The following is a 20319-nucleotide window of genomic DNA, read 5'->3' as shown; positions in this document are numbered from 1 at the left end:
CGCGCGCCTACTTCCGCAGTACGGCCGGCTCATGCCGGCGCAGCAGCCGGGACACGAGGTAGCCGAAGACGACCGACAGCACGACGAGCATGGCCACGTTGAGCAGCCACACCCCCGCCGAGTGCCGGAACAGCGGGTCACCGGTCAGTTCGCCGGGCACGATCCGGGAGAGCCCGACGGTGCCGGCCATCGCACCGAGCGCCCATCGCGACGGCACCAGCCAGGACAGCTGCTCCAGGCCGGGTACGCCGTCGAGTTTCAGCAGGGCGCCGCAGAAGACCACTTGGACGATGGCGAGCAGCACGAGCAGCGGCATCGTCACCTCCTCCTTGCGCACCAGCGCGGAGACCAGCAGACCGAGCATCATCGCCGTGAACGCCAGCAGGGCGACGGCGACGGTGATTTCGACAAGGGGCGGCATCAGCACGCCTTCGCCGCCCGGCGCGTTGAGGTCGACGCCGAACAGGGCGACCAGGGTCAGCACGACCGCCTGGAGCACGGTGATCGTGCCGAGGACGACGACCTTGGAGAGCAGGTACGCCGATCTGGACAGGCCCACGGCCCGCTCCCGCTGATAGATCACGCGTTCCTTGACCAGCTCGCGCACGGCGTTGGCCGCCCCCGTGAGCACGCCGCCGACGCACAGGATCAGCAGCGCGTTCATCGCCGTCTCCTGCGTCAGCTTGCTGCCGGCCAGGGCGCGAGCCATCGCGCCCATCACGAACGGCAGGGCGATCATGATCACCAGGAAGGTGCGGTCGGCAGCGAGTGCCGTGGCGTAGCGGCGGATCAGGGTGCCGAGCTGGGCGCCCCGGCTGCGGGGCCTGGGCGGTGGGGCGATGACGACCGGTCCGGACCTGGACACCCGGGGCTGCCCGGTCGCCTCGGAGACGTACTGACGGTGGAGGGGCGAGGTGCGGAACTCTCCGGCCCAGTCCCGGCCCTGGTCCCGCTCGAAGGCCTCGAAGGCCTCCGGCCACTGCTCGTAGCCGAAGTAGGCGAGGGTGTCCTCGGGCGGTCCGTAGTAGGCGATCTTCCCCCCGGGGGCGAGGACGAGCAGCCGGTCGCAGACGTCGAGGCTGAGGACGCTGTGGGTGACGACGATGACGGTGCGGCCGTCGTCGGCGAGGCCGCGCAGCATGTGCATCACCGAGCGGTCCATGCCGGGGTCGAGGCCCGAGGTCGGCTCGTCGAGGAAGAGGAGTGAGGGCTTGGTCAGCAGCTCCAGGGCGACGCTGACACGCTTGCGCTGGCCGCCGGAGAGGCTGTGCACGGCCTGGTCGGCGCGCTGTTCCAGGCCCAGTTCGCGGATGACCTCCTCGACCCTGGCCTGCCGCTCGGCCTTTGCGGTGTCCTGCGGGAAGCGCAGTTCGGCGGCGTAGGACAGGGCGGCGCGGACGGTGAGCTGGGCGTGCAGGATGTCGTCCTGCGGGACGAGGCCGATGCGCTGGCGCAGCTCGGCGTAGTCGCGGTACAGATCGCGGCCGTCGTACAGGACCGTGCCGTGGTCGGCGGGGCGCTGCCCGGTGAGAGCGCCCAGGAGGGTGGACTTGCCCGCGCCGCTCGGGCCGACGACCGCGAGCAGGCACTTCTCCCCCACCGGGAACGACACGTGCTCGAGGAGCGTCTTGCGGCCGTGGTCGACGGCGACGCTCAGATCCTGTACGTCGAGGGAGACCTCGCCGGTGTCGACGTACTCCTGGAGCTCGTCTCCTACCAGGCAGAAGGCCGAGTGGCCGATGCCGACGACATCGCCCGGGCCGAGCTGGGCGCGGGTGACGGGGCCGCCGTTGAGGTAGGTGCCGTTGTGGCTGCCCAGGTCGACGATCTCGTACGTCCCGTCGGGGTGGGCGCGCAGCTCGGCGTGCCGGCGGGAGACGACCAGGTCGTCGATGACCAGGTCGTTGTCGGCGGCGCGGCCGATGCGGACGGTACGGGAGGGCAGCGGACGGACGGTGGTGGGCTGCCGGAAGGTGCCGGTCAGTGCGGGCATGGACACCGCCGAGGGGCGTTCCCGGGGGTCCGGTGCGGTACTGCTCAGCACGGCCCTGGGACCGTCGGCGGGGCTGCCGAAGCGGATCACGCTGCCGGGGCCGACACTCCACTCGTCGACACGGCGGCCGTCGGCGTAGGTGCCGTTCGTGCTGTGCTCGTCCTCCAGCGTCCAGTGGCCGGCCTCGGGCCGCAGCACCGCGTGGTGCCACGAGACCCGGGCATCGTCGATCACGATGTCGCTCAGTGGATCGCGCCCGACGTGGTAGTCGCGGCCCGGACTCATCACCGTGGACCCCGTCTCGGTCTCCAGGACGAGTTCAGGCGCGGTCGGCGTGTTCGGCCGCTCTGCCATGCCGAAATTCTACCGATTCGTCCTGATATGCGCCCGATGTCACCCCAGGGGCTCAGCCCACGGACACGACCAGCGCCGGAATCGTCCGCTGCATCCGCAGGGCGTCCACCGACTCGGCGAGCAGCTCGTACTCGGTGGTGTCGTCGTTGGTGGCGATCCTGATCAGCCGACCGGCCGCCAACTCCTCGGCGACCAGGTCCTGTTGGGCGTCGTCCCCGCACCACGCGCGCAGCACGGCGGGCACATCGGGCACGGTGTCGGCGACCGGGACGAGGGCACCCGTCGGCAAGTGCTCGGCGTCGGGCTGCGGGTCGAGCCGCTCGGCGATCCAGGCGGCCCGGTCGCGCAGCCACCAGAGCGCCAGGGCGAGGGTCGGGGCCCGATAGCTGCCCAGGGGTACGCCGATACGTTTCCCCTCGCACGTTCCGTACGCGGTGACATGGCACATGAATTCGTCGTGCACGTTCACTCCCCCGGTGCGTAGTACGCCTCTCGGCTTGCCTCGCTTTCGGTGCGGCTCTCGTGCTTGCGGGTGCCCAGGGCTCATGTGCGGTGCGTGATCGAATCCTCGCTCGATGTGAATGCCCTGTCAGTTGAGTATGTTCACTACTGAAACACTGTCACCACGACTTTCCGGCCAGTCTCCTGGCATATTCACCAGGGGAGTTGGCCGAAATCCGGCGCCGTCGGCATTACCCCAGGGGTAATCGACGCTCCGCGGCGATGCGGGCAGGGTTGCGGTACCGGGTCACCACGACCGGGATCCGGTTCCTGACCAGCAGAGACGACCTCAATGGAGGCTGATTTCGCATGCCCGCCGACACCGACCGTTACGAGAGTGCCGTCGCCCGCTACTTCGAGGCCTGGAACGCCGTCGACGAGGAGACGCTGGCCAAAGCGGTGGCTGCCGCCTGGGCGCCGGACGGCACCTACACCGACCCGCTGGCCGACGTGGGCGGCCATGAGCAGATCGCCGCGGTGATCGCCGCGGTGCACGAGCAGTTCCCGGGGTTCGTCTTCCACCCCACCGCGGTCGTGGACGCCCATCACGACACCGCGCGCTTTTCCTGGGAGCTGGTGAACGAGGCCGACGGAAGCGCACCCGTCGCCGGCTTCGACGTGATCACGCTGGACGAGAAGGGCCGTATCCGGTCGGTGCTCGGATTTCTGGACCGGGTGCCCGCCGGGGCGTGATGAGTTTTCGCGCTCGCGATGGTCTCTTGAACGGGAGGTCTCCTGAACGGGAGACCACCGTGAGCGAAAGGCGGCCGCCATGAGTACGACCGAGAAACTGGACCGGCGCTTCACCGCCGAGCTGGTCAAGAGCCCCGCCGAAGGGGGCTGGACCTACCTCGTGTGGCCCGAGTCCGTCGCGTTCTTCGGGACGCGCGGGCTGGTCAAGGTGCGCGGCACGATCGACGGGCACCCGTTCCAGAGCTCCTTCATGGCCCTGGGCGACGGCAGGCACAAGCTGCCCGTGAAGGCCGACCTGCGCAGGGCCATCGGGAAGGAGGCGGGCGACACGGTGACCGTCCGCCTCCAGGAGCGGCTTACTTCTTGAGCACGGCGTCGATCCGGGCCAGCTCGTCCGCGTCGAAGTCGAGGTTGCGGATGGTGCCGACACTGTCCTCGATCTGCTGCGGGCTGCTCGCGCCGACCAGGGCGGAGGTCACCCGGCCGCCGCGCAGGACCCAGGCCAGGGCCAGCTGGGCCAGGGTCTGGCCGCGGGACTCGGCGATGTCGTTCAGCTCGCGCAGCTGGGCGACCAGGTCCTCGGTGAGCGCGTCGGAGTTCAGGAACGGGCTGTCGCTCGCGGCCCGCGAGTCCTCCGGGATGCCGTTGAGGTAACGGCCGGTGAGCATGCCCTGCTCCAGCGGGGAGAAGACGATCGAACCCACCTGGAGCTCGTCCAGGGCGTCCAGGAGACCCTCGTCCTCGGGGCGCCGGTCGAGCATCGAGTAGCGCGGCTGGTGGATGAGGAGCGGGGTGCCGAGCTCGCCGAGGATACGGGCGGCCTCGCGGGTCTGCTCCGCGGAGTAGTTGGAGACGCCGACGTAGAGCGCCTTGCCCTGCTGCACGGCCGAGTGCAGGGCGCCCATCGTCTCCTCCAGCGGAGTCTCCGGGTCGGGGCGGTGCGAGTAGAAGACGTCGACGTAGTCCAGGCCCATCCGCGTCAGGCTCTGGTCCAGCGAGGACAGCAGGTACTTGCGGGAGCCCCACTCGCCGTACGGGCCGGGCCACATCAGATAGCCGGCCTTGGTGGAGATGATCAGCTCGTCGCGGTAGGCGGCGAGATCGGACTTCAGGGCCTCGCCGAAGGCCGACTCGGCGGCGCCGGGCGGCGGACCGTAGTTGTTGGCCAGGTCGAAGTGGGTGACCCCGAGGTCGAAGGCGCGGCGCAGGATCGCGCGCTGCGTCTCGACGGTGCGGTCCGCCGGGCCGAAGTTGTGCCACAGGCCCAGCGAGATCGCGGGAAGCTTCAGGCCGCTGCGGCCGGTGCGCCGGTAGGGCATGTCCGTGTAGCGGTCGGGGTGTGCGGTGTACAACGCGACTCCAGAGGGGTTGGCACGGTTTCCTGAGAACCACGGTTTCCTGAGAACCGCTGTCCACTACCGTCGTCCACTCTTGCGCGACCTGGGGGCATTGGTCCAACAGAAGAATCCGATGGAATTAAGCGGATACGCTTCTCAGTCATGGAACTCCGACATCTCCAGCACTTCGTCGCGGTCGCCGAGGACCAGCACTTCACCCGGGCCGCCGAGCGACTGCTGGTGTCCCAGTCGGGTCTGTCGGCCTCCATCCGGGCGCTGGAGCGGGAGCTGCAGACGCCGTTGTTCGTGCGGACCACCCGACGGGTGACGCTCACCCCTGCGGGCCGGGCACTGCTGGGCGAGGCGGAGCGCATCCTCGCGCAGGTACGGGCGGCCCATGAGGCGGTCGCCGCGGTGCAGGGAGTGCTGCGCGGGATGCTCGCGCTCGGGTCGGAGCAGTGCATCGCCGGGGTGCATGTGGCCGGCCTGCTCGCCACGTTCCGGCGACGGCACCCGGACGTGGAGATCTGTCTGCGGCAGGCGGGCTCGGGCGCGCTCGCGGAGGAGGTCGCGGCCGGGCGCCTCGACCTGGCCTTCGCGGTGCGGACGGCGCAGGAGGACACCGACCAGCTGCGGGTCGTACCGCTGGCCGGGGAGCCGATGACCGTCCTGTGCCACCCCGACCACCGGCTCGCGCGCGTCGGCGCGGCCGTGACCCCGGAGGACCTGGGCGGCGAGGTCTTCGTCGACTTCCACCCCGACTGGGGCCCGCGCCGCACCACCGACGCCGCGTTCGCCGCCGCGGGCGTACGGCGGGCGGTCGCGCTGGAGGTGAACGACGTGCACAGCCTCCTGGACCTGGTGGACGAGAACCTGGGCGTCGCCGTCGTACCGCGCCACTTCCGCCACAAGCGCCCGTCACTGACCGCGCTGCCCGTGAAGGGTACCGGCGAGACCGTGTACGAGACGGTCGCCCTGCTGCCGCCCGAGCAGGCCACCAGCCCGGCGGCCCGGGCGCTGATGGAGCTGCTGGAAACAGGGGGCGTAGGTACACCCCCGGACGGGGCCCACCCCTCCTGACCCGGCCCGTCCCCCACCGCAGACTCGTGACCGTCCCTCACGACAACTACGGTCAGGAGTACGGGAAATGACGGACCACACACGACGGAACGTACTGCGCGGCGCGGCGGCGATCGCGGCGGCCGGCGGGCTGGTGGGCACGGGAGCGGGGGCGGCACCGCGTGCGGCCGCCGCGGCTCCCCAGGCATCCACCGCGCGGCGCTTCCCCTTCCTGGAGGGCGCGTTCGAGCCCGTCACGGAGGAACTGACGGCCTTCGACCTGCCGGTCACCGGCCGCGTCCCCCACGACCTGAACGGCCGCTATCTGCGCAACGGCCCCAACGTCCTGGGCCTGGAGGACCCGCGCGCCCACCACTGGATGCTCGGCGACGGCATGGTGCACGGCGTCCGGCTGCGCGACGGCCGCGCCGAGTGGTACCGCAACCGCTGGGTGCGCTCCTCCCAGGTGGCGAAGAAGCTGGGCGAACCCTACCCGCGTCCGGTGCCGCCGGACGACTTCCCGTGCAACACCCATGTGATCCCCTACCGGGGACGGATCCTCACGCTCCAGGAGAGCGGGCCGCTGCCGTACGAACTCGACGACGACCTCGACACCGTGGGTACGTACGACTTCCGGGGCACCCTGAAGGGCCCGCTCACCGCGCACACCAAGTTCGACGTCCACGCCGGTGAACTGCACGCCATCGCCTACTACCCGACCTGGGACCATGTCCGGCACCTGGTGATCGACCCGACGGGCCGCGTCTCACGCACCACCAGGATCCCGGTGGCGGACGCCCCCATGATCCACGACTTCGCCCTCACCGAGCACCACGTGATCATCCTCGACATGCCCGTCACCTTCGACCCGGCGGCCGCCGAGCGCGGAGACATCGTCCCGTACGTCTGGAACGACAAGCACCCGGCCCGGCTCGGAGTACTGCCGCGCAAGGGCGGCGCGGTCCGCTGGTTCGAGGTCGACCCGGTCTACTACTCGCACACCCTCAACGCCTACGAGGAGGGCCCGAACATCGTCATCGACACGACGAACTTCGACGCCCCCTTCCTCGTCGCCGGCAACGGCTCCGGCGGCCCCTACAGCGCGGGCACCCCCAGGCTCGACCGCTGGACGATCGACCTGCGCCACGGCCGGGTGCGGACCCGGACCCTCGACGACCGCCCGCAGGAATTCCCGCGTGTGAACGAGTCGTTGGTCTCCCGCAGGCACCGCTACGGCTACTCGGCGGCGTCCGCGGAGATGGCGGTGGCCTACATGGCGGTCGACGGCAACCCGCCCGACCGGGCGTTCAGCAACGCGCTCATCAAGCAGGACCTGTTGCGCGGCACGACCCAGGTCCACCGGCTGCCGCGCGGAGCGGCCGCGAGCGAGGCCGTGTTCGTACCGCGCGAACACAGTGCGGCCGAGGACGACGGGTACGCGATCGCCTACGTCCACAATCCCGACCGCGGAGCGTCCGACCTGCTGATCCTCGCCGCACAGGACTTCACCGGCGAGCCGCTCGCCCGGATCCATCTGCCGGGCCGGGTGCCGCTGGGGTTCCACGGGAGCTGGATTCCGGACGCATGAGGCGCCCGGGTGCGCGATGGTGGACGTATGCACGCGAAGGACATCCTCATCGACGGCTACAGCCGCATCCAAGAAGAAGTCCATGCCGCCGTCGAAGGCCTCGGCCCCGACGACCTCAACCACCAGCCCGCACCCGGCGCCAACTCCATCTCCTGGCTGATCTGGCATCTCACCCGCGTCCAGGACGACCACATGGCCGACGCCTTCGGGCTCGACCAGGTCTGGCTGACCCAGGACTGGGAGAAGCGCTTCGCCCTCGATCTACCGGCCCGCGACACCGGGTACGGCCACAGCGCCGCGAAGGTGGCCAAGGTGCGGGTCGACTCGGCGGAGCTGCTGACCGGGTACTACGACGCCGTCCACGCGCAGAGCCTCGACGTCCTGCGTGAGCTGGCCGCCAAGGACCTGGAACGCGTCGTGGACGACAACTGGGATCCTCCGGTCACTCTGGGCGTCCGGCTGGTCAGCGTCCTGTCCGACGATCTGGAGCACGTCGGACAGGCCGCCTACCTCCGGGGACTGCGTCAGAGCGCGTAGCCCGGCAGGACGACGTCCTCGATGAGGGCCTTGCGCTCGTCGAACGGGATGAACGCGCTCTTGAGGGCGTTCACCGTGACCGTGCGCAGGTCCTCGACCGTCCAGCCCGCCTCCTCGACCAGCAGGGACATCTCGCGGGTCATCGTCGTGCCGGACACCAGACGGTTGTCGGTGTTGAGGGTGACGCGGAAGCCGAGGTCCTTCAGGGCCGTGATCGGGTGCTCGGCGATCGAGGTGGCGGCACCGGTCTGGAGGTTGGAGGTGGGGCACATCTCCAGGGCGATACGACGGTCGCGCACCCAGCCCGCGAGACGGCCGAGCTTGCCGGCCGCGAGGTCGGGGATGTCGTCGGTGATACGGACGCCGTGGCCGATGCGCTGGGCGCCGCAGACCTGGAGGGCCTGGTGGATGCTGGGCAGGCCGTGGGCCTCGCCGGCGTGGATGGTGAACGGGACGTTCTCGCGGCGCAGGTGCTCGAAGGCGGCGAGGTGGTCGGCGGGCGGGAAGCCGTCCTCGGCGCCGGCGATGTCGAAGCCGACGACACCCGCGTCACGGAAGGCGACGGCCAGGTCGGCGGCCTCGCCTACGCGCTCGAACATCCGCATGCCGCACAGCAGGGTGCCGACCCGGACCGGGGTACCGGCGGCGGCCGCCTTCGCCATACCGGCCGCGAGCCCCTCCTGGACGGTCTCCACGACCTCGCTCATGGCGAGCCCGCCCTGGGTGTTCAGCTCGGGGGCGTAGCGCACCTCGCCGTACACGACACCGTCCGCGGCCAGGTCGAGGACGTACTCCTCGGCGGTGCGCAGCAGGCCCTCGCGGGTCTGCATCACGGCGAGGGTGTGCTCGAAGGTGGCTATGTAGCGCACCAGGTCACCGGAGTTCGCGGCGTCGTAGTACCAGGCGGCCAGCTCGTCCGGGTCGGTGGTGGGCAGGGTGTGACCGACCGCGTCCGCGAGCTCCACCACGGTGGCGGGGCGCAGGCCGCCGTCGAGGTGGTCGTGCAGCACGGCCTTGGGCAGCCGGCGGATGACGTCGAGGTCTACGCGCGTAGTAGTCATGGTGGATCTTTCCTTGGCAGTGCGGGGCGGGGCGGTGTGACAGGTGCGGTGCAGTGCGACAGGCGCGGTGCGGCCTTCAGTCGGCGGGCTGGAGCAGGTCCCAGCGGTTGCCGTACAGATCCTGGAAGACGGCGACCGAGCCGTAGGGCTCGTGGCGCGGCTCCTCCAGGAAGGTCACGCCGGCGGCGGTCATCCGGGCGTGGTCGCGGGCGAAGTCGTCGGTGTGCAGGAAGAAGCCGACGCGTCCGCCGGTCTGGTCGCCGACCCGGCCGCGCTGGGTCTCGCTCTTGGCGCGGGCCAGAAGCAGGCCCGTACCCCCGCCCTGTCCGGACCCCGGCTCCACGACGACCCAGCGGGAGCCGTCGGGGCGCGGGGCGTCCTCGGCGAGCCGGAAGCCGAGGGCCTCGGTGTAGAAGCGGATCGCCTCGTCGTAGTCGTCGACGACGAGGGTGACCAGGGCGACGCGTCTCATCAGGGCCTTTCGGAGGGCGGGGTTAGCGGAAGAGGTTATACGTAAAACGTCGCGGACGCCAGTCCCTGTCGGACCGCCGATGCCCGTCCCGCCCGGACCTAGGACGCATGCCCGAGCCGGAGCGGGCCCCTGGACCGAGGCGGGGCCGCCCGCCGGTTCACTACCGTCGGGTCATGAAGATCGACAAGCCTCCGCGCGACGCCGAAGAGCGCAAGCGAGACGTCCTGGCCCGGCTCGACCGGGAGAGCGACATCTGGGTGGCCTCGGCGGACGACGACGGGCTGCCGTGCATGGTCCCGCTCTGGTTCGTCTGGCACGCCGGGTCCGTATGGCTGGCGACGCGCCTGACGAACCCGACCGGCCGCAACCTGCGGGACGGCCGTCGGGCGCGGCTGGCGTTCGCGGACACCCGGGACGTGGTGCTGGTGGACGGATCCGTGGAGACGTACACCCTCCAGGACGTGCCGTCCGCGGCGGCGGCCGCGTTCCTCGCCAAGCACGGCTGGAATCCGCGGGAGGACAGCCCGTCGTACGCCTTCTTCGAGGTGCGGCCGTACGCGGTGCAGGCGTGGCACGAGGTACGGGAACTGCCGAAGCGGCACATCATGCGGGACGGGGTGTGGGTGGTCTGAGTCGGGGACAGGGAGGTGCGGCCGTCGTACGTCTGCCCGACACTCTTTCCCCGCACGGGAGTTACCTGGGAGTAATTCCCGGTGGTTTGATGTGCGGCGCCACTCAGCCCCCTTCACCCTCAGGGAGATCCAGTGACGTCCACAGCACCGCGCCGCACCCTGGGCGCAACCATGCTCGCGCTCGCCCTCGCGGTCACCGCCGCTCCCACCGCCACGGCCGCCGATCAGCCGCCGCCCGTGCGGGTGTTGACGTACAACGCGTTTCTCTTCAGCAAGTCGCTCCACCCGAACTGGGGACAGGACCACCGTGCCGCGGAGATCGCCAAGGCCTCCTTCTTCCACGGCAACGACGTCGTGGTGCTCCAGGAGGCGTTCGACAACTCCTCGTCGGACGCGCTGAAGAGCGCCGCGGCGAGCGAGTACCCGTACCAGACACCGGTGGTGGGGCGGAGCCGGACCGGCTGGGACGCCACGGGCGGGGCCTACTCGGCGACGACGCCCGAGGACGGTGGGGTCACGGTGCTCAGCAGGTGGCCGGTGCTGCGCAAGGAGCAGTATGTGTACAAGGACGCGTGCGGGGCGGACTGGTGGTCCAACAAGGGCTTCGCGTATGTGGTGTTGAACGTGAACGGCGCGCGCGTGCACGTCGTCGGGACCCACGCGCAGTCGACCGACCCGGGCTGTGACGCCGGCGAGGCGGCCGCGATGCGCGGTCGGCAGTTCAAGGCCATCGACGCTTTCCTGGACGCCAGGAACATCCCGGCGAACGAGCAGGTCCTGGTCGCCGGGGACATGAACGTCGACTCGCGCACCGCGGAGTACGACTCGATGCTCGCCGACGGGGGCCTGGTGGGTGCGGACGCGCGCACCGGGCATCCGTACTCCTTCGACACGGCGGAGAACTCGATCGCCCGTGAACGCTACCCGGACGACCCGCGCGAGGATCTGGACTACGTCCTGCACCGCGCGGGGCACGCCCGTCCGTCGGGGTGGCGCAACGAGGTCGTCGAGGAGGAGTCGGCGCCCTGGACGGTGACGAGCTGGGGAACCGACTACACCTATACGAATCTGTCCGACCACTATCCCGTGATCGGTGACGTCGGCTGATCAACCTGCCTCGGTGTGCGACGAGTTGAGGCGGGTCAGCTCGTCGTCGGTCAGCCGGATCGCGCCGGCCGCCACGTTGTCGACGAGGTGGTCGGGGTTTCCGGTGCCGGGAATGGCGAGTACGTGCGGGCCCTGGTGCAGTGTCCAGGCGATACGGATCTGCGCGGGGCTCGCACCGTGCGCCTGGGCGATGGCGAGGACCTCGTCGTCGTGGTTCGTGGTCGCGCCCCGTTCGCCCGCCGTGCCGGCCACCGCGTAGAACGGGACGTAGGCGATGCCCTGTTCGCCGCAGATGCGCAGGAGTTCGTCGGGGTGGTCCAGGGCGTAGCGGTTCTGGACGCTCACCACCGGGGCGATGGCCTGCGCCTCTGCCAGGTGGCGGGGTTTCACCCCGGAGATGCCCAGGTGGCGGATGAGGCCCGCCTCGCGCAGTTCGGCCAGGGCGCCGAAGTGCTCGGCGATCGAATCCTGTTCCATGCGGCGCAGGTACACCAGGTCCAGGTGGTCCCGGCCCAGCTGGCGCAGGTTCTCCTCGACATGGCCGCGGAGGTCCTCGGGGCGGGCCGAGGTGCCCCACTCCCCCGTGTGGTCGCGGAAGGGGCCGACCTTGGCGGCGACGACCAGGTCGTCGGGGTACGGGGCCAGCGCGGTGTTGATCAGTTCGTTGGCGGAGCGCAGGGACGAGAAGTAGAAGGCGGCCGTGTCGATGTGGTCGACGCCGAGCTCGATCGCCTTGTGCAGTACGGCGATCGAGCGTTGCCGGTCGCTCGGCGTCCCGTGGTGGAAGGCCGCGCTGCCCGTCAGCCGCATCGCGCCGAGGCCGAGGCGGCTGACGGTCAGATCGCCCAGTTTCCAGGTGCCCGCGGCATCCGCGGTGATCGTTTCGGAGGTCATCAGCGGAGTGTCACACAGAGACCGTCGAGGGACGTGGTCTCTTGACCGACATATGAATCATCCGTCCCAGGTCCAGTCCGCCACCTCCGGCAGGTCCGTGCCGTGTTCGCGGATCCATGCGTGGTGACGTAGTCGGGCGTCCTCCATCTGCTGTCGTACGGGAGCGGCGCGGACGGCGAGACCGGGGACGCGGTCGATGACGTCCATGACCAGGCGGTAGCGGTCGAGGTCGTTGCGGACCACCATGTCGAAGGGCGTGGTCGTGGTGCCGTTCTCCTTGTATCCGCGGATGTGGAGATGCGGGTGGCCGGCGCGGCGGTAGGCCAGACGGTGGATGAGCCAGGGGTAGCCGTGGTACGCGAAGATCACCGGCCGGTCGGTGGTGAACAGGCCGTCGTACTCGAAGTCGCCCATCCCGTGCGGGTGTTCGTCGCTCGGCATGAGCCGTGCGATGTCGACGACGTTGACGACGCGTACGGCGAGCCGCGGCAGGTGGCGGCGGAGCAACTGGGCGGCGGCCAGCACCTCCTGGGTCGGGACGTCGCCGGCGGCGGCCAGGACCACGTCCGGTTCGCGGTCGCCGTTCTCCGTACCGGCCCACTCCCAGATGCCCGCGCCACGGGCGCAGTGCGCCTTGGCCTGCTCGATCGACAGCCAGTCGTAGCAGGGCTGTTTGCCGGCGACGATCACATTGACGTAGTCGCGGCTGCGCAGCGCGTGGTCGGCGACGGAGAGCAGGGTGTTGGCGTCCGGCGGGAGGTAGACGCGTACCACTTCGGGGCTCTTGTTGAGGATGTGGTCGACGAAGCCGGGGTCCTGGTGGGAGAAGCCGTTGTGGTCCTGGCGCCAGACGTGCGAGGTCAGCAGGTAGTTGAGGGAGGCGATGGGGGCGCGCCAGGGCAGTCGGCGGGTGACTCGCAGCCATTTGATGTGCTGGTTGACCATGGAGTCGACGATGTGGGCGAAGGCTTCGTAGCAGGAGAAGAGTCCGTGCCGGCCGGTGAGGAGGTAGCCCTCCAGCCAGCCCTGGCAGGTGTGTTCGGAGAGGATCTCCATCACCCGGCCGTGCCGGTCGAGGTGCTCGTCGACGTCCAGGGTGGCGGCCTGCCAGGCCTTGCCGGTGGCGGCGTAGACGGCCTGGAGACGGTTGGACTCGGTCTCGTCGGGACCGACGATGCGGAAGTCGCGCCGGTCTGCGGTGGCGCGCATGACGTCCTCGAGCAACTCGCCCAGGATGCGGGTGGGTTCGTGGAGGGTGGCGCCGGGTTTGTCGACGGGGACGGCGAATCGTTCGAGGGGCGGCAGGGGCAGGGAGCGCAGGAGCAGGCCGCCGTTGGCATGGGGGGTGGCGCCGAGTCGGCGCTTTCCTTCGGGGACGCATGCCAGGACTTGTGGCTTCGGGCTGCCGTCCTCGTCGAACAGGTCCTCGGGGCGGTACGAGCGCAGCCACTGCTCCAACTGCCGCAGGTGGTCGGGGTTGTCGCGGACGGCGGCGAGGGGGACTTGGTGGGCGCGCCACGTGCCTTCCACCGGGAGGCCGTCGACCTCGGCGGGGCCGGTCCAGCCCTTGGGGGTGCGCAGCACGATCATCGGTGGACGGCCGTGCTCGGCGATGCGGTCGAGCGCGGTGTCCAGGGCGTGGGCCATGGCGCGGTGGACGGTGGCCGGGTCGTCGCCGGTGACGTGGAGGGGTTCGTGGCCGTATCCGCGCAGGAGGGCGTCGAGTTCGTCCTCGGGGATACGGGCGAGCACCGTCGGGTTGGCGATCTTGTAGCCGTTGAGGTGGAGGATCGGCAGGACGGCGCCGTCGTGTTCGGGGTCGAGGAACTTGTTGGAGTGCCAGGACGCGGCCAGTGGGCCCGTCTCGGCCTCGCCGTCGCCGATGACGCAGGCGACCAGAAGGTTCGGGTTGTCGAGCGCGGCTCCGTAGGCGTGCGAGAGGGAGTAGCCGAGCTCGCCGCCCTCGTGGATCGAGCCGGGTGTCTCGGGGGCGACATGGCTCGGCACACCGCCGGGGAACGAGAACTGCTTGAAGAGTCGGGCCATGCCCTGCGCGTCCCGCGTGATGTCCGGACAGGTCTCGCTGTACGAGCCCTCCAGCCAGGCGTTGGCGAGCACGGCGGGGCCGCCGTGGCCCGGGCCCCAGATGCACAGGGCGTCCTGGCCGCGGGCCTTGACGACGCGGTTGAGGTGGGTGTGGACGAGGTTCAGACCGGGTGAGGTTCCCCAGTGGCCGAGCAGCCGCGGCTTGATGTGCTCGGGGCGCAGGGGTTCGGTCAGCAGGGGGTTCGCCATCAGGTAGATCTGGCCGACGGCGAGGTAGTTGGCGGCACGCCAGTGGGCGTCCAGGGAGGTCAGTTCCTCGTCCGTGAGTGCGCCGGGCGGGTGGCGGGGGTCGACGGACATGGGGTTCCCTTCCGGTCGGGTGTCGTGGTGCGGGTCGACGGTGTCTGCCGTCCACCTTCGTCGCATCCCCGGGTACCCGGCATGGGCCTCATGGGCCAAAGTCGTCGGGAGGAAAGCCGTGGAATCCCTCCGCGGAAGCTGTTGCGTTCAGGATCGGTCGCCCCGACCCCGGACGGTCCGCCAACGCGGGGCCTCGTCATCGGGGACGTCCGGGGAGCCGAAGTGGAACGGCACTCCGAGGTGGTCGGCCAGGGCTCGGCCGGCCTCGGCGGCGGCCGCGTTCGGCGGGGCCTCGCCACGGCGGTGGTGGACGGTCGCCAGGTGACCTTCCCCGGCCGGGTCGTCCAGGACAGCGATCAGCTCCACGAACCAGTCGTGGACGGTGTCGCCGTCCCACAGGGCCTCGACGGCGGCGACTCGACCGGGCAGGGCCGCCGCACGGGCCGCGAGAGACGGGACGTCCAGTGGATCGGGCGGCCGGATCCGCACCCGGTCGCCGAGCGCCTCGTACCGCGCGTGGACCACCCGCTCGGCGTCGTGCAGCCCCATCCCCAAGGGCCGCAAGGCTTCCCACACGGACTTCACCGCCGCGATCCGGCGGTCGCGCAGCACGTCTGCGTCGACCTCCTGGCGGGTCCGTTCCTCCAGGTAGGGCCACCAGCCGCTCATGGGGCCGCCGGGCGGGAGCGTATGGCGTGCGTCATGGCCGGACCGTACGTCGGTCCGCGCCTCAGGAGGCGATCCGGATGCCGTACACGGTGCGTCCGCCGGCCGATGCGCGTCCGGTGACCAGTTCGGCCTCGATGCGCACGAACGCCTCGCGGGGCGCCGGGACCCAGGAGTGCGGGCCGGTCCTGGCCAGCCGCTCGTGCTCGGTGGGGTGCACGAGCGCGGCACGGCCTCCGGACGCCAGGTCTTCGGCCAGTGCGAGGACCGCCGTCTCCGGGTCGCTCCCCTGAGCCGCGAGGGTCGGCGAGGGTGCGTCGACGGCAGCCCAGGCGAATCGGCCCAGGGCCACCGAACCGACGTCCACTCCTACAACTCGCGCGTGCATGACTCCAGTTCAGCACACGCCGGATCAGCCGAGCGGCTTGTCCAGCACCGCCTTGCGGTGGCTGAACGTCTCGATGGAGTACCGCCCGTGGTAGTTGCCCATGCCGCTCTCCCCCACCCCGCCGAACGGCAGGTCGGAGACGGTCAGGTGGGCCAGCGGCAGGCCGTAGCCGAGGCCGCCGGAGGACGTCTCGGCGGCGAGCCGGTCCCGGGTGTCCTGCGAGGCGGTGAAGACGTACAGGGCGAGGGGCTTGTCGCGGTCGTTGATGAAGTCGATCGCCCCGTCGAGGTCCGGCACCGTGACGATCGGGAGGATCGGGCCGAAGATCTCCTCCCGCATGACGGGCGAAGCGGGGTCGACGTCGGCGAGGACGGTGGGCGCGATGTACTTCGTCGTACGGTCGCTCGCGCCGCCGACGACGACACGGCCCGAGTCGAGCAGCGCGCTCAGCCGGTCGAAGTGCCGTTCGTTCACGATCCGGCCGTACTCTCCGGAGGCCGAGGCGTCGCTGCCGTAGACGGCCTCGACCGCCTTGCGGAACAGGGGCTCCAGGGCCGCGGCGGTCTCCGGGTCGGTGAGGACGTAGTCGGGGGCGACGCAGGTCTGCCCCGCGTTGAGGAACTTGCCGCGGGCCAGTCGGTCGGCGACGACGGAGAGGTCGGCGTCCCGGTCGACGAACGCCGGGGACTTGCCGCCGAGCTCGAGGGTGACCGGGGTGAGGTGCTCGGCGGCGGCGCGCAGGACGATCCGGCCGACGGCACCGTTGCCGGTGTAGAAGATGTGGTCGAAGCGCTCGGCCAGCAGGGCCGTGGTCTCCGGGATGCCGCCCTCGACGACCGCGAAGGCCTCGGTGTCGAGGAACGCCGGCAGGAGCCGGGCCAGTACGGCGGAGGTGGCCGGGGCCATCTCGCTCGGCTTGACCACGACCGCGTTGCCGGACGCCAGGGCACCGACCACGGGGGCGAGCAGGAGCTGGGCCGGGTAGTTCCAGGGGGCGATGACGAGGACGACGCCGAGCGGGTCGTACTGCGTCCAGGCGGTGGCGTCGGCGCCGAGGTGCGCGGGGACCGGGGCGGACTCGATGCGCAGCCAGTCCTCGAGGTGGTCGAGGGTGTGGTCGATCTCGCGGATCACGAAGTCGATCTCGGTGCGGTAGGCCTCGGTGGAGCTCTTGCCCAGGTCGGCGTGGAGGGCGTCGGCCAGGTCGGTGCCGTGCTCGGTGAGCATCTCGCGCAGTCGGCGCAGCTGCGTGGTGCGCCATTCGACGGGCTTGGTGCGGCCGGTGCGGAAGGTGGCGCGCAGCCGGGCCACGATGTCGGCGGGCTGCTCGGGGGTGGGCTGGTTCACGATGCCTCGCTGATGCTGCGCGGGCCGCTGGGCACGGCCTCGAACGGTTGGATGTAATTACCAACCTTTTCTACACCCGGATACATTCCCTCACCACGTAAGTAACTTTCCGCTACGCCGTGATCACACTCGGGTGGAGTCGTCCAGCGTGTCCGCCAGACGGTCGAGCAGTCCGCGCAGGAGCTCCTCGTCGCTGTCCCCCAGGGCGGGCCAGTCGGCGCGGACGGCGCGGTCGACGCGGCGCCAGTACTCCTGACCGCGCGGAGTGAGGTGGGCGAGGATGCGGCGCCGGTCCAGCGGGTCGACGCGGCGGTGGACGAGGTTCTGGTCGACGAGCTGGTCGATGAGCTTGGTGAGCGTCGGCGGCGGCAGGAACGCGGCCTCGGCTATCGCCGTCATGTGGTGCCCCTGCCCGTCGCAGAGCAGACCGAGCACCCGCCAGGCGTCGAGCGAGCAGCCCTCCTCGTCCAGGGCCGCCTGGAGGCGGCGCGCGGCCAGTCGCTCGGCCCGCGTCAGGAGCTGCACCAGGTCACGGGGCTGACGCGGAGATGAGGTGGGCATCGCGCTCCTAGGTCACGGGGTGCGTACATCGTATGAGACAGGCTGGAGTTCACCGGGCGGACCCGAAATCATGACGCCATGTTCCGGCACGATCCTCCCGCACCCGAGTGGTTCACGGCCGACGCCTCCGTGCTCGGCGTGGCTCTCGTGGTCCCGATGCAGGGGCCGGCGGGGATCTTCGGGCCGACCTGCGAGCTGTGCGCGCAGCTGGCGGCCGAGGAGGTCAATCGGGCGGGCGGGGTGCTGGGGCGGGAGCTGCGGCTGCTGCCCGTGGACGGCGGCGGTTCGCCGCGGGAGATCGCCGACCATGTCGAGGCGCTGGTGGACCTGGGGGTCGTGCAGGGCGTCACGGGCTGGCACATCTCCTCGGTGCGGCTGGCGCTGGCGCCGAGGATCGCCCATCGGGTGCCGTACGTCTACACCGCCCTGTACGAGGGCGGCGAGCACACCGCGGGGGTGTTCCTGACGAGCGAGACGCCGCGCGACCAACTCCGGCCCGCCATGGGACTGTTGGCGCACGAGCGCGGGGTGCGCCGGTGGTTCGTCGTCGGCAACGACTATGTGTGGCCGCGGCGTACGGCACGGGCGGCCCACGGGTACGCCCGCGAGTCCGGTGGGATCGTGGACGGGGAGGTCTATCTCCCACTGGGCACCCACGACTTCGAGCCGGTGCTGCGGCGCATCGAGCGGTCGGAAGCGGACGCGGTGCTGATGCTGCTGGTGGGCAGTGACGCGGTGCGCTTCAACCGGGCGTTCGCCGCCTACGGGCTGCCCGCGCGCTGTCTGCGGCTCAGCACGCTCATGGACGAGAACATGCTGATGGCGAGCGGCCCTTCGGCCACCGAGGACCTCTACAGCACCGCCGGCTTCTTCGCCTCGCTCGCCAACCAGGACACCCTCGACTTCCACGGGCAGTACGCCGGACGCTACGGCGTCGAGGCACCCGCGCTGGGCAGTCTCGGCGAATCCTGCTACGAGGGTGTGCTGTTGCTCGCCGCGCTCCTCAGGCAGGCCCGGTCGCTGGACGTCACGGCGATCGGGGCGGCGGCCGGGACGGTGTCCTACGAGGGACCGCGCGGGCTCATGCATCTGCGGGGCCGGCATGTGCGCCAGCGGATCTACCTGGCGCGCGCCGACGGACTGGACTTCGACGTCCTCACGGAGCTCGATCTTCACGGTTCCCGCTCTTGACAGGTGCCCGGCACCGCCAAGATACTTCCCACAGAAAGTAATTAGAATGCCTCGGGCGAATTGTGATTTCAGTTTCTGAATGCAGATCACATGCCGCAAGGGGCGTTTTTTGTTGCCTCCGGGAAAGTCGAGCGAAACACCCCGGAAACAGGGGGACTTGAGTCTGTGGACCGCACTTCAGCAGGCAGTCACCCGAGGGGGTTGGTTTGTCCAGCGGTTCCAGCAGTTCCCGTATTCTCCGCCGACGTTTCCTGGCCGGCGGCGCCGCGCTCACCGCGGTGGTGGCCCTCTCCGCGTGCGGCGCGAAGACCGACGCGGCCGGCTCGTCGTCCGACAAGGCCGCGAAGATCGACGTCAGCGGTGACTCGGTCAAGGTCGGTCTGCTCAACTCGCTGTCCGGCACGATGGCGATCAGCGAGGTCACCGTACGCGACTCGCTGAAGCTGGCCATCGACGAGATCAACGCCTCCGGCGGCGTCCTCGGCAAGCAGATCAAGCCCATCAGCGAGGACGGCGCCTCCGACTGGCCGACGTTCGCCGAGAAGGCGCAGAAGCTCATCAAGGAGGACGGGGTCGCGGCCACCTTCGGCTGCTGGACCTCCGCCAGCCGCAAGGCCGTCAAGCCGGTCTTCGAGAAGAACAAGTCGCTGCTGTTCTACCCGGTGCAGTACGAGGGCCTGGAGGAGTCCCCGTACATCTTCTACACCGGCGCGACCACCAACCAGCAGATCGTCCCGGCGCTCGACTACCTCAAGAGCAAGGGCCTGAAGAAGATCTACCTGGTCGGCAGCGACTACGTCTTCCCGCGCACCGCCAACAAGGAGATCAAGGCGTACGCGAAGGCCAACGGCATGACGATCGCCGGCGAGGACTACGCACCGCTGGGCTCCACGGAGTTCTCCACGATCGCCAACAAGGTGAAGGCGTCGAAGGCGGACGCCGTCTTCAACACCCTCAACGGCGACTCCAACGTGGCCTTCTTCAAGGAGTACAAGTCCGCGGGGCTCACCGCCAAGAGCATGCCGGTCGTCTCGGTGTCGATCGCCGAGGAGGAGGTCAAGTCGATCGGAACGCAGTACCTCGCGGGCCAGTTGACGGCCTGGAACTACTACCAGACCACCGCCGGCGCGGCGAACGCGAAGTTCGTGAAGGCGTACCAGGCCAAGTACGGCCAGGACAAGCCGACCAGTGACCCGATGGAGGCCGCGTACACCTCGGTCTACCTGTGGAAGGCGATGGTCGAGAAGGCGAAGTCCTTCGACCCGGAGAAGGTGAAGGCCGCCTCCGACGGCATCACCTTCGACGCCCCCGAGGGCAAGGTCACCGTCGACGGCGCCTCGCAGCACGTCTACAAGACCGCCCGGATCGGCGAGATCGGCACCGACGGCCAGATCAAGGAGGTCTGGAACTCCGGCAAGCCCATCAAGCCGGACCCGTTCCTCAAGGGCTACTCCTGGGCCTCCGACCTGTCCTGACCGACCGTCACACGGCGGCCTCGCACCCGGGGCCGCCGTCTCACGCCTCTCCGGAGC

20 protein-coding genes are annotated in these 20319 nt (G+C 70.2%); 9 read left to right on the top strand and 11 right to left on the bottom strand.

Features of this window, described 5'->3' with window-relative positions; genetic code table 11:
- Positions 1 to 7 precede the first annotated feature (7 nt).
- Both ACWD3I_RS32810 and ACWD3I_RS32805 read right to left on the bottom strand, forming a co-directional pair.
- Entirely contained in the window at positions 8 to 2347 is a 2340-nt protein-coding gene (locus ACWD3I_RS32810; protein WP_365395913.1) for an ABC transporter ATP-binding protein/permease, read from the bottom strand.
- Between the two features lie 52 nt (positions 2348 to 2399).
- On the bottom strand, positions 2400 to 2810 hold the full coding sequence (locus ACWD3I_RS32805) for a hypothetical protein (protein ID WP_365395916.1): 411 nt from the start codon (positions 2808 to 2810) through the stop codon (positions 2400 to 2402).
- 347 nt (positions 2811 to 3157) lie between these two features.
- Between ACWD3I_RS32805 and ACWD3I_RS32800 the strand changes: the two genes are divergently transcribed.
- Together ACWD3I_RS32800 and ACWD3I_RS32795 are read left to right on the top strand one after the other, a co-directional pair.
- Positions 3158 to 3541 (top strand): nuclear transport factor 2 family protein, encoded by a 384-nt coding sequence (locus ACWD3I_RS32800; protein ID WP_365395919.1) that lies wholly within the window; start codon positions 3158 to 3160, stop codon positions 3539 to 3541.
- Positions 3542 to 3620: 79 nt separating this feature from the next.
- Positions 3621 to 3908, top strand: coding sequence for a DUF1905 domain-containing protein (locus ACWD3I_RS32795; RefSeq protein ID WP_365395921.1), 288 nt, complete (start codon positions 3621 to 3623; stop codon positions 3906 to 3908).
- Here the strand turns inward: ACWD3I_RS32795 and mgrA are convergent.
- Positions 3898 to 4893 (bottom strand): L-glyceraldehyde 3-phosphate reductase, encoded by a 996-nt coding sequence (mgrA, locus tag ACWD3I_RS32790; RefSeq protein ID WP_266896783.1) that lies wholly within the window; start codon positions 4891 to 4893, stop codon positions 3898 to 3900. The genes ACWD3I_RS32795 and mgrA overlap by 11 nt on opposite strands.
- 147 nt (positions 4894 to 5040) lie before the next feature.
- On the opposite strand from mgrA, the gene ACWD3I_RS32785 reads away from it, so the two are divergent.
- The 3 genes from ACWD3I_RS32785 to ACWD3I_RS32775 all read left to right on the top strand — a co-directional run bounded on the left by ACWD3I_RS32785 (position 5041) and on the right by ACWD3I_RS32775 (position 8062).
- Entirely contained in the window at positions 5041 to 5958 is a 918-nt protein-coding gene (locus ACWD3I_RS32785; protein ID WP_361544417.1) for a LysR family transcriptional regulator, read from the top strand.
- 67 nt (positions 5959 to 6025) lie between these two features.
- Positions 6026 to 7525 (top strand): carotenoid oxygenase family protein, encoded by a 1500-nt coding sequence (locus ACWD3I_RS32780; RefSeq protein ID WP_365395925.1) that lies wholly within the window; start codon positions 6026 to 6028, stop codon positions 7523 to 7525.
- Positions 7526 to 7552: 27 nt separating this feature from the next.
- Positions 7553 to 8062 (top strand): mycothiol transferase, encoded by a 510-nt coding sequence (locus tag ACWD3I_RS32775; RefSeq protein ID WP_365395928.1) that lies wholly within the window; start codon positions 7553 to 7555, stop codon positions 8060 to 8062.
- Here the strand turns inward: ACWD3I_RS32775 and ACWD3I_RS32770 are convergent.
- Both ACWD3I_RS32770 and ACWD3I_RS32765 read right to left on the bottom strand, forming a co-directional pair.
- Entirely contained in the window at positions 8050 to 9123 is a 1074-nt protein-coding gene (locus ACWD3I_RS32770) for an adenosine deaminase (protein ID WP_365395931.1), read from the bottom strand. The two genes, ACWD3I_RS32775 and ACWD3I_RS32770, sit on opposite strands and share 13 nt — an antisense overlap.
- 76 nt (positions 9124 to 9199) lie before the next feature.
- A complete protein-coding gene (locus ACWD3I_RS32765; RefSeq protein ID WP_365395934.1) occupies positions 9200 to 9595 on the bottom strand; it encodes a VOC family protein in 396 nt (131 codons plus the stop codon).
- A 173-nt stretch (positions 9596 to 9768) separates the two neighbouring features.
- Between ACWD3I_RS32765 and ACWD3I_RS32760 the strand changes: the two genes are divergently transcribed.
- Both ACWD3I_RS32760 and sph read left to right on the top strand, forming a co-directional pair.
- A complete protein-coding gene (locus tag ACWD3I_RS32760; RefSeq protein ID WP_365395937.1) occupies positions 9769 to 10227 on the top strand; it encodes a pyridoxamine 5'-phosphate oxidase family protein in 459 nt (152 codons plus the stop codon).
- A gap of 171 nt (positions 10228 to 10398) precedes the next feature.
- Positions 10399 to 11334 carry a sphingomyelin phosphodiesterase gene (sph, locus tag ACWD3I_RS32755; RefSeq protein WP_365395975.1) on the top strand — a complete coding sequence of 312 codons (936 nt, stop codon included), beginning with the start codon at positions 10399 to 10401 and terminating at the stop codon, positions 11332 to 11334.
- Here the strand turns inward: sph and ACWD3I_RS32750 are convergent, their stop codons facing one another.
- The 6 genes from ACWD3I_RS32750 to ACWD3I_RS32725 form a co-directional block, all read right to left on the bottom strand.
- Positions 11335 to 12228, bottom strand: coding sequence for an aldo/keto reductase (locus ACWD3I_RS32750; protein WP_365395940.1), 894 nt, complete (start codon positions 12226 to 12228; stop codon positions 11335 to 11337). It abuts the gene before it with no gap.
- 57 nt (positions 12229 to 12285) lie between these two features.
- Entirely contained in the window at positions 12286 to 14634 is a 2349-nt protein-coding gene (locus tag ACWD3I_RS32745) for a phosphoketolase family protein (RefSeq protein ID WP_365395942.1), read from the bottom strand.
- A 147-nt stretch (positions 14635 to 14781) separates the two neighbouring features.
- On the bottom strand, positions 14782 to 15303 hold the full coding sequence (locus ACWD3I_RS32740) for a hypothetical protein (RefSeq protein WP_365395945.1): 522 nt from the start codon (positions 15301 to 15303) through the stop codon (positions 14782 to 14784).
- A 61-nt stretch (positions 15304 to 15364) separates the two neighbouring features.
- Positions 15365 to 15688: a hypothetical protein gene (locus ACWD3I_RS32735; RefSeq protein WP_365395948.1), complete on the bottom strand. Its 324-nt coding sequence runs from the start codon at positions 15686 to 15688 to the stop codon at positions 15365 to 15367.
- Between the two features lie 24 nt (positions 15689 to 15712).
- Positions 15713 to 17035, bottom strand: coding sequence for an aldehyde dehydrogenase family protein (locus ACWD3I_RS32730; protein WP_365395951.1), 1323 nt, complete (start codon positions 17033 to 17035; stop codon positions 15713 to 15715).
- A 123-nt stretch (positions 17036 to 17158) separates the two neighbouring features.
- A complete protein-coding gene (locus tag ACWD3I_RS32725) occupies positions 17159 to 17596 on the bottom strand; it encodes a MarR family winged helix-turn-helix transcriptional regulator (protein ID WP_365395954.1) in 438 nt (145 codons plus the stop codon).
- Between the two features lie 78 nt (positions 17597 to 17674).
- Between ACWD3I_RS32725 and ACWD3I_RS32720 the strand changes: the two genes are divergently transcribed.
- Together ACWD3I_RS32720 and urtA are read left to right on the top strand one after the other, a co-directional pair.
- Entirely contained in the window at positions 17675 to 18787 is a 1113-nt protein-coding gene (locus tag ACWD3I_RS32720; protein WP_365395957.1) for a substrate-binding domain-containing protein, read from the top strand.
- A 206-nt stretch (positions 18788 to 18993) separates the two neighbouring features.
- Positions 18994 to 20262, top strand: a complete 1269-nt coding sequence (urtA, locus tag ACWD3I_RS32715) for an urea ABC transporter substrate-binding protein (protein WP_365395960.1) — start codon at positions 18994 to 18996, stop codon at positions 20260 to 20262.
- The last annotated feature ends 57 nt before the right edge of the window (positions 20263 to 20319 follow it).

Source organism: Streptomyces sp. NPDC002817 (assembly GCF_053592055.1).
Note: the sequence above shows the minus strand (reverse complement) of the source record. Positions and strands in the feature narration are given on the sequence as shown.

Excerpts from the sequence above, each read along its gene's own strand:
- ACWD3I_RS32810 (WP_365395913.1), bottom strand. The coding sequence starts at position 2,347 with ATGGCAGAGCGGCCGAACACGCCGACCGCGCCTGAACTCGTCCTGGAG.
- ACWD3I_RS32800 (WP_365395919.1), top strand. The coding sequence starts at position 3,158 with ATGCCCGCCGACACCGACCGTTACGAGAGTGCCGTCGCCCGCTACTTC.
- ACWD3I_RS32795 (WP_365395921.1), top strand. The coding sequence starts at position 3,621 with ATGAGTACGACCGAGAAACTGGACCGGCGCTTCACCGCCGAGCTGGTC.
- ACWD3I_RS32785 (WP_361544417.1), top strand. The coding sequence starts at position 5,041 with ATGGAACTCCGACATCTCCAGCACTTCGTCGCGGTCGCCGAGGACCAG.
- ACWD3I_RS32780 (WP_365395925.1), top strand. The coding sequence starts at position 6,026 with ATGACGGACCACACACGACGGAACGTACTGCGCGGCGCGGCGGCGATC.
- ACWD3I_RS32775 (WP_365395928.1), top strand. The coding sequence starts at position 7,553 with ATGCACGCGAAGGACATCCTCATCGACGGCTACAGCCGCATCCAAGAA.
- ACWD3I_RS32770 (WP_365395931.1), bottom strand. The coding sequence starts at position 9,123 with ATGACTACTACGCGCGTAGACCTCGACGTCATCCGCCGGCTGCCCAAG.
- ACWD3I_RS32765 (WP_365395934.1), bottom strand. The coding sequence starts at position 9,595 with ATGAGACGCGTCGCCCTGGTCACCCTCGTCGTCGACGACTACGACGAG.
- ACWD3I_RS32760 (WP_365395937.1), top strand. The coding sequence starts at position 9,769 with ATGAAGATCGACAAGCCTCCGCGCGACGCCGAAGAGCGCAAGCGAGAC.
- sph (WP_365395975.1), top strand. The coding sequence starts at position 10,399 with ATGCTCGCGCTCGCCCTCGCGGTCACCGCCGCTCCCACCGCCACGGCC.
- ACWD3I_RS32750 (WP_365395940.1), bottom strand. The coding sequence starts at position 12,228 with ATGACCTCCGAAACGATCACCGCGGATGCCGCGGGCACCTGGAAACTG.
- ACWD3I_RS32745 (WP_365395942.1), bottom strand. The coding sequence starts at position 14,634 with ATGTCCGTCGACCCCCGCCACCCGCCCGGCGCACTCACGGACGAGGAA.
- ACWD3I_RS32740 (WP_365395945.1), bottom strand. The coding sequence starts at position 15,303 with ATGAGCGGCTGGTGGCCCTACCTGGAGGAACGGACCCGCCAGGAGGTC.
- ACWD3I_RS32735 (WP_365395948.1), bottom strand. The coding sequence starts at position 15,688 with ATGCACGCGCGAGTTGTAGGAGTGGACGTCGGTTCGGTGGCCCTGGGC.
- ACWD3I_RS32725 (WP_365395954.1), bottom strand. The coding sequence starts at position 17,596 with ATGCCCACCTCATCTCCGCGTCAGCCCCGTGACCTGGTGCAGCTCCTG.
- ACWD3I_RS32720 (WP_365395957.1), top strand. The coding sequence starts at position 17,675 with ATGTTCCGGCACGATCCTCCCGCACCCGAGTGGTTCACGGCCGACGCC.